The following is a 13,142-nucleotide window of genomic DNA, read 5'->3' on the forward strand; positions in this document are numbered from 1 at the left end:
GACCGCGAGGTCGGGGCGCCCGCCCGTCACGGCCGTCACCGTCGCGGCGGACGCGCCCAGCAGACGCACCCGTCCGGCGCCGTGCGCGCGCACCCGCGCAGCCGCCGGACTCCGACTCTCCGCGTCAGCCGTCCCAGCCGCCGGGGAGGTCGCGGACCACCCGCCAGCGCGGATCGAGCTGCGTCGCCGCCCCTCCGTTCCACGCGCGGCTGTGGAACCACGGCGCGATCACGTCGGCGCCGCCGTGCACGTGGTCGCCGAAATGCGCGCCCCAGTACGAGAAGGTCGAGTTCGTCAGCACCAGGCGGCGGGACGCTGCCAGCAGGGCGAGCTGCTGCGGCACCGGCGTCCCCGCCCCCGGGAAGCGCACCTCGAGGCCCTCGAGGACGCGGGCCAGCTTCACCCGGCACCAGTCGAGGTCGTCCGACACGATCAGGACGCTGCGCACGGGCTCCCGCTCGCGGGCCAGGGCGAGCGCCGCGTCGACGTACTCGACCACGTCGAAGGAGTAGCGGCCGCGGAAGGCCGGGACGCTGTAGTAGTCGCCGCGCCGGATGTTCAGGGTGAGGTCCGCCTCCGGTCGCGCCGCCGCCACCAGAGCGGTGAAGGGGCCGCCGGGCGGGAGCAGCATCGTCGCGACGAAGTCCGCCAGCTCGTCCGCCGTGAACTCCACGCCGAAATCCTGGTGGACGCTCCCGAGCTCGCGGGGGCTGAAGAACGACATCCCCGCCGGGGGCACCACGAGCTCCTCGACGACCCGCGGGAAGACCTCCGCCCACTCCGCGGTCCGCCGCGTCGCGCGCACCGCGGTCGGCACCCCGCGGCTCCGACGGGCGTGGGCCTGCAGCCAGAAGTAGGCGAGGTTCCCGACCCCGAACGACTCGCCGGGCAGCAGCACCGTCGTGCCCCGTCGGCGGAGGGGCGCCAGCAGCGTCGAGCGGACGTCGCCGAGCGTCACCACCGCGGGCCTCCCCCGCTCACGAGAGCTCTCCGAGCGCCACGAGCTGGGCGAAGCCGGGGTGCGCGGCCCGCACCTCCTCGAAGGTGCCGGCCCCCTCGATCCGGCCGCCGTCGAGGAAGAGCAGCCGGTCGGCGCCGCGCACGGTCGAGAGCCGGTGGGCGACCACGAGGACGGTCATGCTGCCGTGCAGCTCGGCGACGGCCCGCGAGATCTCGTGCTCCGTGCGGTTGTCGAGCGCCGACGTCGCCTCGTCGAGGACGAGGACGGAGGGGCGCCGGTACAGCGCCCGGGCGAGGCCGAGCCGCTGGCGCTGGCCGCCGGAGAGGCGGACGCCGCGCTCGCCCACGCGGGTGTCCAGACCCTGCGGCAGCCCGCCGACGAACTCCTTGAGCTGCGCCGTCCGCAGCACCTCGCGCACGCGCTCGTGGTCGACCTCGGCCGCCGGCACCCCGAAGGCGACGTTCGCGGCGACCGTCGCGTCCAGGAGGAACACGTCCTGCGGCACCACGCCGAGCCCCGCGTACCAGGCCGCCGGGTCCTCGTCGATCGGCCGCCCACCGCAGAGGATCCGGCCGCTCGTGGGCGGGAGCAGGCCGAGGACCAGGTCGAGGAGGGTGCTCTTGCCGGCGCCGCTGGATCCGACGAAGGCGGTCGTGGCGTTCCGCTGGATCACCAGCGAGACGTCCCGCACCACGTCCACGTCGGAGTCGGCGTAGCGGTACGTGACGTGCTCGAGCGCGATGTCGCCGGAGTAGCGGCCGCCCGGCCCGGGCGTCTCGTCGTGCGCCCCCTCGGAGGCGAGCTCCTCGGCCGCCTCGGAGACGATCCGCAGCCCCGCCTGCCCGCTGCGCACGATCGCGAACGTGGCCGAGACGCGGTTGAGCGTCGGCAGGGCGCGGAGGGAGGCGGCCGCGAAGACGCCCAGGACGGAGAGCGCCTCGGCGCCGGAGCCGGTGGCGACGAGGATCCCCGAGACGCCCACGACGGCGACGACGAAGCCGATCTCGAGCAGGTACTTCGGCAGCTCCGAGACGAGCGAGAGGGAGCGCAGAGCCTGGGCGCTGCGGCGCTTGGCCCCGCTGAAGCCGGCGACCAGGCTCGCCGCGCTCGAGGTCAGGCGCGCCTCGCGGAACCCGTCGAGCGAGGGGAGCAGGAACTGCCACGACTCCAGCGCGGCCTCCGCCATCTCCTCGCCGATCCGGCCCTGCCGCCGCCGCAGGAGCGCCTGGACGCCGCCGAGCAGCACCGCGAAGAAGACGGCCGCGAACAGGGTCGCGACCGGCGAGGCGACCAGCAGGATCGCCACGATCGCGACGAGCACCAGCAGGTCGGAGGCGATGCCGATCACGCCGAGGAGCACGCCGGCCGCCTGCGCGCTGGCGTCGTTGATGGTCCGGTACACCTCGGCGAGGCGCCGGGAGCGGTGGACGGCGTAGGGCGCGAGGACGTACCGCCGGAGCAGCTCCGTCGCAGCGTCGGCCGATATCCGCGTGGTGCGGCCGAGCAGCCACCACCGGAAGACGATCGTCCCGGCGCTCTTGAGCACGAAGACGACCGCGACGAAGCCGGCGATGATCGGGAGGAGGGTCTGGACGTCCGTCGAGCCGAGGACGCCGGAGAGGACGCCGAGCGCGCCCGTGGTGGTGTCGGTCCCGGTGAGCAGCGCCATGAGCGGCACCATCGCGGCGACGCCCAGGGTGTCGAGGACCGCGAGCGCGAGGGAGCCCGCGACGGCGGCGGTGATCCAGCCCGGAGAGGCGGCGCCGGCCAGCGAGAGGAGGGTGCGCAGCCCCGGCCGCAGGGACCCGCCGCTCACGCCGCCACCCCCTCGTACACGGCGGCGATCCCGCCGCACATGGCGGCGACGTCCCGCACGGCGCGAGGAGCCGCGGCCCTCGACGCCTGCCGCTCCAGCGCCGCGGCCACCGCCTCCGGGTCGTCGGCGTCGACCAGCGAGTCCCGCTCGACGATCTCGGGGTTCCCGCCCACCGCGGAGGCGACCACGCCGATCCCGCGGGCGGCCGCGTCGAGCAGCGTGTAGGAGCAGTTCTCCCAGACCGAGAGCTGGGCGACGACGTCCGCCGCGGCGAGCGCCGCCTCCGGATCGGCGAAGCCGGGGAAGGACACCGCGTCGCCGAGGCCGAGCCGCTCGGCCCGGGCGCGCAGGGCGCCGTCGAGCGGTCCCTCGCCCGCGACGGTCAGCGTGGCGCCGGGGACGCGCCGGTGCAGCACCGCGAAGGCCTCGAGCAGCGCGTCCAGGCGCTTCTCCGGCGCCAGGCGCGCGAGCGAGAGGACCCGGAGGGAGCCCGGCTCCCCCGGCTCGCGGTCGCGGGGCGCGGCGTCGACTCCGTTCAGCACGACCTGCACCGGCAGGCTCGGCCGCCACTTCTCGATCATGGTGCGGCGGGTGGCCTCCGAGACGGCGATCGCGCCGTGGAACGACCGCAGCCGCGCGTGGTGCGCCGCCGCGGTCGTCCGCGCCCGCAGTGCGGTGCGGTGGTAGACGTCGGGCCCGGCGATGCCGTGCTCCGTCGTGACGCGGCGGACCCCGCGGGGCAGCGGGGTCGCCGCGGTCACGAGGTCGGCGTGGGCGAGGTGGGAGTGGACGACCGCCGGGCGGAGAGCCGCCGCGGTCGCGCGCAGGGTCGCCACGGAGGCGGCGGCGCCGGCGGACGCTCCGAAGCGCCCGGTCGTCACGGCCGAGCCCTGCTCCCGCAGCCGCTCGGCGAGTGCTCCCTCCGGGCAGAGCACGACGAGGCGGTGGCCGGGGATCCCGTGCCGGGCGGCGTCGAGGACGTGGCGGGCCACCCCGCCGAACTCGCCGACCGGCACCGCCCAGAGCGCGAGCGGGGTCACAGCCACTCCTCCAGCCGCTCGAGCGCGGTCCAGAAGCCCTCGCCGCTGTTCACGTGCCCCTGCCAGATCTCGGGGATGAACGGCACCCCGGGCGCCAGCTCGTCGAGCGACGCCGCGAAGTCCGGCCAGTCGATCTCGCCCTCGCCGATCTGCACCCCCTCGCCGTCGACACCCGTCGCGTCGACGAGGTGCAGGTGCGCGCTGAGCGGAGCGAGCAGCGTCACCGCCTCCGAGAAGGCGAGCCCGAGGTGGTTCGCTGCGAGCTTGGTGTGCGAGGCGTCGAGGCAGAGCTGCGTGCCGGTCGCGGCCGCGAACTCGGCGGTGTCGCGCGGGTCCACGAAGAGGTTGTGGAACTGCTGCCCGCCCATGAGCCACGGGTAGGGCGGGAGGGTCTGCGCCAGCACGCGGACGCCGCTCGCGTCGATCCGCTCGAGGGCGTCGGCGACGCGCTCGTAGAGGGGAGCGCGCTGATCCGGAGCCACGTGCGCGTGCCGGGTGAAGCCGCCCATCGTGACGACCATCATCGGGTCCTCCTCCTGGCGGAACCAGCGCGCGAGGCTCCGGGTGGTCTCGACGGTGCGCTGCACCTCCGCGATCGAGCGCTCCCACACGTCATCGTCGAAGGAGGCGAGGTCGACGAGGAAGTCGCCCGCGAACAGGTCCGGCAGGTGGGTGGTGAAGCCGGAGTCGAGGCGGCGGGTGAACACGTCGTCCGGCTCGATCTCGAGGTCGCGGTACGAGAAGTGGAACTCGAGGAAGTCGGCGTTCGACTCCGCGGCGAGCGCCGCGTGGTCGTGGTACCGCACCGGCAGGCCCCAGGGGCGGCGGAACCGGAACGGCCGACCGGACGGCGTGCTCTCGCGCAGATCGCCGGCGAAGAAGAACCCGCCCTCCTCGACGTCGCGGTGGAGCGCGCGGCCGAGCAGCTGCGGCAGCTCGTTGGGCTGGAGGCCCCGGCCGGGGCTGCGGACGACGACGTCGGCGGCGCGCACCACGTCCCCGATCGAGAGGTCGCGGGAGGCGACCAGCGACTTCGCGAGCGAGACGCGGTTCATCGACTCGCCCGTCGAGACCGATCGGGCGTCGCGCGTGCCGAGCGAGTCCTCGATGTCGCGGATCTCGCCGACCATGCGGCGGAACTCGTCCGGGAGCAGGGACACCGTGTGGTCGTTGCCCTCCATCCCCCGGTCGACCGTGAAGTGCTTCTCGACGATGCGGGCCCCGCGGGCGACGGCGGCGATGGGGACGTGCCAGCCCCGCTCGTGGCCGGAGTAGCCGACGACGCCGCCGCCGATCTCGGCGAGCCGGTCGAGGTAGGCGAGGTTGAGGTCGCGGTAGGGCGCCGGGTACGTCGACTGGGTGTGCAGCAGGGCGAAGGAGGTGCCGAGCGAGCGCAGCAGCGCGACCGACTCGAGGATCTCGGACTCGCGGGACATCCCGGTGCTGAGCAGCAGGGGCAGCCCCCGGGTGCCGGCGTCCTCGATCAGGCCGTGGTTGGTGAGGTCCGCCGAGGCGATCTTGAGGCCCGGGATCCCGTAGTCGACGAGGGCCTGCACGCTCGGGGCGTCCCACGGGGTGCAGAGGACGTCGATCCCGGCCTCGGCCGCGTGGTCGAAGACCCGGAGGAGCGGCTCGGCGGGCAGCGAGAAGCGGCGCAGGAGGTCGATCGTGTACTGGGCGCCGAGGTCCTCCCCCGCGGTGGCCCCGCCGGCGCGCCGGTAGAGGGAGTCGAGGTCGCGCAGCTGGAACTTCACCGCGTCGGCGCCCGCCTCGACCGCGAGGTCGACCAGCCGCCGCGCCAGATCGACCGAGCCGTTGTGGTTGTTGCCGATCTCCGCGATCAGGAAGGCCGGGTGGCCGTCGCCCACCTCGTGGCGGCCGATCCGCAGCGCCCGGTCGCCCTCGACCGCGATCGCGACGAGGTGCCCGCGATCGTCGACGAGCGGGAGGTGGCTGATCCCGTCGCGGCCGAGCCGGGCGGCGATCGCGGTGGCCGGCTCGTCCGCTCCCGCCGTGCGGACGGCGGTGTTCGCGACGGCGAGGGCCGGGACGTCGAGGGAGGCCGTCGGGTTCGCGATGATCCAGCGGCGGAAGTCGCCGTCGGACACCGACCCGCGGAGGATCCCGTGCCCGTCGACGCAGAAGACGATCCGCTGCTTGTTCGCGTTGATCTTGGCCAGCGCGGTGAGCACCGGGTCCTCGGCGAAGACGATGAACGGGGCGAGGTGCCGGTCGATGATCATGCGCCGCCTCCCGCCGACAGGCCGAGGAGGGTCTGCTCGACCACCGCGAGGTCCGCCTCGGTGTCGATGTCCCCGCCCTCCGCCTCGTCCATGACGAACAGGCCGACCCGGCCGCCGATCCGGTTGCGCTCGCGCTCGTAGACCTCGGTGCGGGTGAGGTAGAGGGACCCGGTCTCGCGGTAGAAGAAGTCGGCCTCGGCGAGGTCCTGGCGCCGCGGCCGGGCCGTGACGTCGTACTGCGGCACGGAGGCGCCCTCCTGCAGCCGCCAGAGGAACGGCGTCTGCGGGACGACGCCCACCAGCGAGTCGACCCCCGTCGAGGCGAACTGCTCGAGCGCGCGGGCGAGGGTGCCCGGGAGCCGGATCGGCGAGGTCGCCTGGAGGAGCATCACCGCGTCCGGGCGGCGCCCCAGCGCGGCCCGGTGCTCGATCGCGTGGAGCACGACGGGCTCGGTCGCCGTCTCGTCGCGCGCCAGCTCGGCGGGCCGGAGGAACGGCACGTCCGCTCCCGCCCCCTCCGCGATCGCGGCCAGCTCGGGGTCGTCGGTCGACACGAGCACGTCGAGACCGGCGGCGAGCGCCTGCTCGATGCTCCAGACCACCAGCGGGCGGCCCGCGACGGGGCGGGCGTTCTTGCGCGGGACGCCCTTCGAGCCCCCGCGCACGGGGATGACGCAGAGAACGGTCACGGGGTGCCTCCTTCGGCGATGGCGAGTGCCCGGCGGGCGACGGCGACGGCCGGCTCGACGGACGGGACGGGCGGAGCCGCGGTCGGCGTCTCCCCGCCCCAGCGCGCGAGCCGGTACCGGCTCCAGAACTCGAGCACCCAGGCGGGCGGGTCCTCGCAGACGACCCACGCGGGGATCCCGGCGGCCGCGGCCTCGAGGACCCCGGTCGAGAAGATCGAGGCGACCGGCCGGGCCTGCGCGGCGAGGTCGCCGCCGCGGAGCACCCGGATGCCGCGGCGCTCCCACCGCGCGTGCTGCCAGCGCGAGCGGCGGTCGACCTCGGCGGGGTGGGGGCGGTAGTCGGCGCCCGCCTCGCGGCAGAAGCGGGAGGCGGTGGCCGCGGCCGTCCGCCGGGGCAGCTCCGCGCCGTGCAGCTGGCCGAGGAACAGGGGCCGCTCCTCGAGCCGCTCGGGGCGCGGGCGGCGCGACGCGGTCCAGAGCAGCTGGCTGCCGACGACCTCGGTCTCCACGTCGCTGCGGCCGGAGGTCCAGAAGGCCGCGTCCTCCTCCGAGAACGCCAGCAGCGTCGCTCCGGGCGGGAGCGGCGGGGCGGAGGGGGTGAGCAGGCCGTGCTGCACGACCAGGAAGCGGGCGCCGAGGATTCCGGACCAGCGGTGGGCGGCCGCTCCCGCCGCGAGGAAGTGGCCGGTGGCGATCACGGCGCGGAGGCCCCGCAGCTCGGCGGGCGGGTCCGCCTCCGGGTCGACCGGGTGCGCCCTCCAGCGGCCCGGCAGCAGCCCGGACAGCGCATCGCCGGCTCCGGAGGGAGCGAGGACCGCCGCGGGAGCCCCGCCGAGAGGAGCGAGCGAGGCCGCGGTCGAGGCGAGGGCGCTCGCCGTCGACGCCTCCACCGCGAGCAGGACCGCGGGCCGGTCGCCGCGCACGTGCAGCACCAGGCGGGTCGGCTCGGAGCCCCGCAGCGCCGCCCGGGCGGTGCGCAGCGGGTCGCGGCCGCGCTGCCAGCGGCGCCAGGCCTCCAGGTCGGTCGGGTGCGTCAGCGCCACAGGGCCCTCACCTCCCGCATCCGGTGCACGAAGGTGTGCTCGGCGCCGGTGCGGCGCGCGCCCGCCTCGCGGATGCGCCGCGCCCACGAGGGGTCCGCGCCCGCCCGCCGCACGTGCTCGACGAGCTGGTCGCGCTCCTCGAAGACGAGCACCTCGCTGCCCACCTCGTAGAACTCCGCCACCTCGGGCCGGTCGATCAGGGTCAGCGCCCCGACGCCCGGCGCCTCGAAGGCGCGCATCGAGAGTCCGCCGTGGCCCGCGCCGTGCAGAGCCAGGGTCGCGGTCGAGCCGGCCATCACCCCGTAGTAGCCCGCCCGCGGGACGTCGCGGCGGGCGGGGACGCCGGCCGAGCGCCAGCGGCCGGTGCGCGCCACGTCCCAGGGATGGCGCGACCACTGCCGCCCGTACGCCTCGACCGCGACCCCGCCGGCCGCGAGCTCCCGCAGCACGCGCTCGCGCTCGGGGTAGCGGGCGCCGACGAAGGTCACCGCGGAGGAGGGGCGGGGGCGGAAGGAGAGGAGGGAGTCGAAGGCGTCGGGCAGGTGCCCGGCCGGAACCCCCGCGCGGACGAGCTCGGCGACGTCGGCGACGGAGTAGCTGACGATCGACACCGCCTCCCCGGCGAGGGAGCGCAGACGGTCGACGGGGTGCCCCATGTTGCGGAGCTCGTCGTAGAGCCAGAGCACCACGGGGACGCCGGCGCGGCCGATCTCCTCCCACCAGGCGTCGCCGAGGGAGTCGCCCTTCACCACGAGGACGGCCCGGGGCCGGACGGCCCGCAGCGACGCGATCGCGCGGTCGGTCTCGGCGCGCATCGACGAGCGCCGGAGCCGGCCCCCGGGGAGCCGGTGGCCGAGGGCGTCGCGCACGTGGGCCAGCCCGGTCGCGGCGTCGTAGCGGTGGACGACCACGTCGTCGCCCAGGTGGGCCAGCGCCGACTCGAGCGCCTCCCAGTAGCCGTGGAAGACCGGGCTCACCACGAGCACGGGCCCGCTCACCGGGACGCCGCCTCGGCGGCGGCGACGAGCCGGAGCTCGCGCCGGAGGACGGCCAGCGGGCGCACGTCGCTGCCGGCGGCGGCGCGCACCGCGTTGGCGGCGAGGTTCACGGCGGAGGCGGCGCGCAGGGCCGCGGCGAGGGCGGCGGGGCGTCCGCCCCACTTGCGGGCGTAGCGCAGGCGCGAGGCGACCAGCCAGACCAGCCGGCGCGCGGGGTCGGAGGAGCCGCCTCCCGTGTGCTCGGCGACGACGGAGCCGGCGAAGACCGAGGGCACGCCGCGCTCGCGCAGCCGGCGCTGGAGGTCGACCTCCTCGCAGTTCATGTGGAAGGACTCGTCGAACCCGCCGACCGCGCGGAACTCGGCCACCGGCAGCAGCATCACGGCGCCCACCACCCAGTCCACCGGCACCGTCGCGCCCGGGGCGCACCGGGTGTCGTGGCCGACGGCGGCGTGCAGCCGCGGGCGCCAGCGCGCGAGCGGAGTGAGCCACTCCACGACGTAGTGGCGCAGCCGCGGGAAGCGCCGGCCGACCCACTGCCGCTCCCCGCCCGCGTCGACGAGGTCCGGAGCGACGACCGCGGGCAGCCACGGCCGTCCCGCCTCGAGCAGGTCGCAGAGGAAGGAGGGCCCGACGACGAGGTCGCTGTTGAGCACCAGGAGCAGCGGGTGGCGCGCCCGGGCGGCGCCCGTGTTCACCGCGGCGCCGAAGCCGCCGTTCCGCTCGCGCCGCACGACCTCCACTCCGTCGATCCCGGCCGGGAACGGGACCGGGGAGGCGTCGTCGACGACGACGATCTCGAGGGCGGGGGGCGACTCCTGGCTGCGGAGCCGCTCGACGAGGGCGAGCGCGGGCGCGGGGTCGCCGTAGTGCGGGATCACGACGCTCACCCCCTCGGCGGTCACCTCGCGACCGTCTCGGCGGCGCGGTCCCGGCGGAGCGAGCGGCGGGTGCTCCGGACGGTGGCGGCCGGGGGCTCCGCGCCGACGGGCAGAGCGCCGAGAGCGGGGAGGATCACCCGGAGCAGGGCGTCGATGTCCTCGACGGCCGCCGCGGCGACGTCCGGTCCGCGCCCGAACGGGTCGGCGAAGTCGTCCTCGGCGCCGTAGGGGGCGGTGTCGTCGGCGAGCAGTCGCAGGAGCGGGACGCCGGGGGCGGCTCCCGCCAGCCGCGCCGCCCGGCGGACCGTGGTGGTGCGGCGCGCGGCGGCCGGGAAGTGGCGGGTGACCCACTCCCGCTGGCCCGCCTCGAACACCAGCACGGGATCGGTGCCGGCGAGCATCCGGCCGTCGGCCTGGCGCGCGCGGTGCCCGGCCGTGGAGAGTCCGCGGGCCCGCAGCGCATCGCTGAGCTCGGGGTCGATCCCGCGGCCGGCCTCCGCGTGCGTTCCCGCGCTCTCGACCCGCCAGTCGGAGCCGGCGCCGAGCAGGCGCGCCGCGATCAGCTCGGCCGAGGGCGACCGGGCCACGTTCGCATGGCAGAGCAGGAGCAGGCGCCCGCTCATCGAGCCGCCCGGCGGGACGTCTGCGGAGGCAGGGCCCGCGACTCCACCGGGGCGAGCTCGGACCGGCGCGGTGCCGCCGCCGCGCGCTTGCGCCCCGTCGCCGGCTGCGGCTCGGCGTAGTACGCGTTCTTGCGGTCGTAGTAGTAGTACCCGGTGTCGCCGTCGCGGGCGGTGACCATGTTGAGCACGGTGCCGAGCACGCGGGCGCGGACCTGCTGGACGATCCGCCGGGCGGCGACCACCTCGGGCCGGTGCGTCTGGTTCGAAGCGACGACGAAGACGACGCCGTCGACGACGGTCGCGACGATGGAGGCGTCGGTGACGGGCAGCACGGGCGGCGCGTCGATGATGACGAAGTAGTCCTTCGAGAGGCGCGCGACCAGGGCGCGCATCGCCTCGGAGCCGAGCATCTCGGACGGGTTCGGCGGGATGTGCCCGGCCGGGAGGGCGTAGAGGCCCGCGGTGCCGGTGGGGCGGATCGCGTCGTCCACGGGGATCTGGTGACTGAGGACCTCGCTGAGGCCGATGGCGCCGTCGATGTCCAGCATCCGCGCCACGGAGGGCCGGCGGAGGTCCGCGTCGACCAGGAGGGTGCGCTGCCCGGACTCCGCGGTGACGCGGGCCAGTCCGGCGGCGATCGTGGACTTGCCCTCGGCCTGGTTGGCGCTGGTGATCACGACGCTGCGCGTCTCCTCGTCGACGCTGGAGAAGCGCAGGCCCGTCCGGAGCGAGCGGAACGCCTCCGCGGTGAGCGCGTCGGTGCCGCGGCGGCCGCCGGTCCGGCCCGGGCGTCCCGCCTTGGGGATGCGCCCGAGGACGCCGACGCCGAAGAGCTCGGTGAGGTCGTCGACGGTCCGCACGCGGATGTCGAGGGCCCGGCGGAGGAAGGCGAGACCGAAGCCGAGAACGAGCCCGCCCAGGGCGCCGAGCAGGATGTTCCGCACCCAGTCGGGGCTCGTCGGAGCGGCGGGCGGCTCCGCGTTCTCGAGCGGGACGACGGTGATCTGCGGTGTGCGGTCGGCGGCGGACTGCGTCTCGATGTCGGTGATGACGGCCGCCAGCGCCGCGAGCGCCCCGTTGGCCAGGGCGGCGGCGTTCTGCGCGGTCCCGGCCGCGGCGGTGACCTCGATCAGGGTGCTGCCCGGAGCGACCCTCGCGGTGAGGCGGCCGCTCAGGGCCTCCCCGCCCGGATTCGCCTCCGGGTCGGCCTCGATCCGCTCGGAGACGGCGCTGCTCGAGATCAGCGGCAGGTAGGCGTTGGCCCGGGTCACTGCGGTCTGCGACCCGCTGATCGCATCGGCCGAGCTGCCGTCGCTCGCGGCGATCACGAATCCGGCCGAGCTCGACTCGTAGACCTTCGGAGTGAGGAACGAGAAGGCGGCCATCGCCAGAGCTCCGACGAGCACGGCGACCACGAGGGTCCGCCAGTTCCGCCGGATGAAGGCGATGAGATCGACGACAGTCACTGCGCACCTTTCTGCGTGCCGCGCATGCGCCGCACGACGATGCTGAGGTGTCGGTCACGCTAGCAATGCGGAGCGCCTTTCCCTAGGCGGTCCCCGACCCCTCGGGAGGCCCTTTCTGCGAGGATGACGACATGTCCGCGCCAGGGGGAGAGATCGTCGCCGAGAGGCGTTACCCGCTCGTTCATGAGGCCTTTCCGATAGCACATTCCGCTCGGATACTCGATGCCGTCCTGATGGGCCTCCTGGTCTACCGGCTCCCCACTCCCTTCCTCCCGGGGAGCGTCCCGCTGGCCCAGACGGCGCTGGCCGCCCTGGTGCTCGTCAGCCTCTTCCGGCGGCCCACCCGCCGTCTCGGACGGGCCGCCTGGTACCCGTGGCTGTGCCTCGCCCTGCTCGCCTTCGTCCTCGCCGGCTCGTCCTTCGACGGCCTCGACGCCCTGCGCCGGGCGGCGAACATCGCGCTCGTCATGCTCGCCGCGGGCTTCCTCGCGAGCGGGCGGATCGACGTGGTCTCGGGGCTCAAAGGACTCGCCGCGGCGCTGTCGCTGAACGCCGTGCTGTTCGTCGCGGGACTCGCCCCGGACAGCTACCAGGGCGCCCTGACCGGCTACCTGCAGGACAAGAACGTGGCCGGTCTCGTCTACGGAGCGGCGGCGCTGCTGGTCTCGGCGCTCAGCTCGCGGCTGTGGCTGCGGATCGGCGTGCTCGCGCTCGGAGCCGCTGCGGTCGTCGCCACCGACTCCCGCACGTCGATGGCGGCCTACGCCTGCGCGCTCGTGTGGCTCGTCGCGGCGCCGTACCTGCGCCTGCTCTTCCGCGCGCTCCTCGGCGGCGGCCTCGTCCTGCTGTTCCTCTGGGCCGAGCGGAACCTGGCGACGGCGGGCGACTACGGGGTGGAGCGGGCCGGCTCCGACGCCCTGCGCGCCCGCATCCTCGACGCCTCGGTCGACAAGGTGGCGCTCTCGCCGTGGACCGGCTCCGGACTCGGCGAGGCGACCGCGCGGGTCGACGGGATCGACTGGTTCTTCCACAACTCCTACCTGGCGCTGATGGCCGAGGGCGGCGTCGTGCTGCTCGTCGGCGTCGTCGGCACCGTGCTCGTGGCCGGCTTCGCGACGACGGCCGCCGGGGCCGGGAGCCGCCCGGGGCACGCGGTCGGCGCGGCGAGCATCCTGGTGCTGCTGTGCGCGACGCAGCTGGGCGAGGTGTTCTTCGCCCCGATCTCGTTCGTCGTGATCGGCGCGGGTCTCGCTCTGCTCGCGGAGCGGTCCGCTCGCGCCCGCGCTCTGCCGCCGGAGTAGCGCCTCCCGCGTCCGCCCGATCCGGCGCGGATCCACGGGTCCGGGGCGCGGAGGTCCCGGTCGGCGGGCCCTTCCCGGCGG

11 protein-coding genes are annotated in these 13,142 nt (G+C 75.6%); 1 reads left to right on the plus strand and 10 read right to left on the minus strand.

From position 1 onward, the window contains the following. Positions 1-124: 124 nt before the first annotated feature. Genes C5C50_RS12520 through C5C50_RS12565 form a run of 10 tightly spaced genes read right to left on the minus strand, consistent with a single transcriptional unit; the run spans position 125 to position 11,760 of the window. Positions 125-961 carry an alpha-1,2-fucosyltransferase gene (locus C5C50_RS12520; protein ID WP_104273567.1) on the minus strand — a complete coding sequence of 279 codons (837 nt, stop codon included), beginning with the start codon at positions 959-961 and terminating at the stop codon, positions 125-127. 16 nt (positions 962-977) lie between these two features. Then, positions 978-2,777 carry an ABC transporter ATP-binding protein gene (locus tag C5C50_RS12525; RefSeq protein ID WP_104273568.1) on the minus strand — a complete coding sequence of 600 codons (1,800 nt, stop codon included), beginning with the start codon at positions 2,775-2,777 and terminating at the stop codon, positions 978-980. Then, entirely contained in the window at positions 2,774-3,817 is a 1,044-nt protein-coding gene (locus tag C5C50_RS12530) for a glycosyltransferase family 4 protein (RefSeq protein WP_104273569.1), read from the minus strand. Before C5C50_RS12530 ends, C5C50_RS12525 begins: the two co-directional genes overlap by 4 nt. Beyond that, entirely contained in the window at positions 3,814-6,060 is a 2,247-nt protein-coding gene (locus tag C5C50_RS12535) for an N-acetylneuraminate synthase family protein (RefSeq protein ID WP_104273570.1), read from the minus strand. The genes C5C50_RS12530 and C5C50_RS12535 overlap by 4 nt, the downstream gene beginning before the upstream one ends. Further along, complete coding sequence (locus C5C50_RS12540) at positions 6,057-6,749, minus strand: cytidylyltransferase domain-containing protein (protein WP_104273571.1); 693 nt, start codon at positions 6,747-6,749, stop codon at positions 6,057-6,059. The genes C5C50_RS12535 and C5C50_RS12540 overlap by 4 nt, the downstream gene beginning before the upstream one ends. Beyond that, positions 6,746-7,792: a hypothetical protein gene (locus tag C5C50_RS12545; protein ID WP_104273572.1), complete on the minus strand. Its 1,047-nt coding sequence runs from the start codon at positions 7,790-7,792 to the stop codon at positions 6,746-6,748. The genes C5C50_RS12540 and C5C50_RS12545 overlap by 4 nt, the downstream gene beginning before the upstream one ends. Further along, complete coding sequence (locus C5C50_RS12550) at positions 7,783-8,790, minus strand: glycosyltransferase (protein ID WP_104273573.1); 1,008 nt, start codon at positions 8,788-8,790, stop codon at positions 7,783-7,785. The genes C5C50_RS12545 and C5C50_RS12550 overlap by 10 nt, the downstream gene beginning before the upstream one ends. Beyond that, positions 8,787-9,695, minus strand: coding sequence for a glycosyltransferase family 2 protein (locus tag C5C50_RS12555; protein WP_104273574.1), 909 nt, complete (start codon positions 9,693-9,695; stop codon positions 8,787-8,789). The genes C5C50_RS12550 and C5C50_RS12555 overlap by 4 nt, the downstream gene beginning before the upstream one ends. Continuing rightward, entirely contained in the window at positions 9,692-10,294 is a 603-nt protein-coding gene (locus tag C5C50_RS12560; protein WP_104224517.1) for a hypothetical protein, read from the minus strand. The genes C5C50_RS12555 and C5C50_RS12560 overlap by 4 nt, the downstream gene beginning before the upstream one ends. Then, positions 10,291-11,760, minus strand: a complete 1,470-nt coding sequence (locus tag C5C50_RS12565; RefSeq protein ID WP_104273575.1) for a polysaccharide biosynthesis tyrosine autokinase — start codon at positions 11,758-11,760, stop codon at positions 10,291-10,293. Before C5C50_RS12565 ends, C5C50_RS12560 begins: the two co-directional genes overlap by 4 nt. A 233-nt stretch (positions 11,761-11,993) precedes the next feature. Here C5C50_RS12565 and C5C50_RS12570 point away from each other — a divergent pair, with 233 nt between their 5' ends. Further along, entirely contained in the window at positions 11,994-13,061 is a 1,068-nt protein-coding gene (locus C5C50_RS12570) for an O-antigen ligase family protein (RefSeq protein ID WP_104273576.1), read from the plus strand. Positions 13,062-13,142 lie beyond the last annotated feature (81 nt).

It is taken from the genome of Rathayibacter sp. AY1D9, assembly GCF_002932395.1.
GTDB lineage: Bacteria > Actinomycetota > Actinomycetes > Actinomycetales > Microbacteriaceae > Rathayibacter.

Coding starts and splice junctions, on each gene's coding strand:
- C5C50_RS12535 (WP_104273570.1), bottom strand. CDS start 6,060: ATGATCATCGACCGGCACCTCGCCCCGTTCATCGTCTTCGCCGAGGAC.
- C5C50_RS12570 (WP_104273576.1), top strand. CDS start 11,994: ATGGGCCTCCTGGTCTACCGGCTCCCCACTCCCTTCCTCCCGGGGAGC.
- C5C50_RS12560 (WP_104224517.1), bottom strand. CDS start 10,294: ATGAGCGGGCGCCTGCTCCTGCTCTGCCATGCGAACGTGGCCCGGTCG.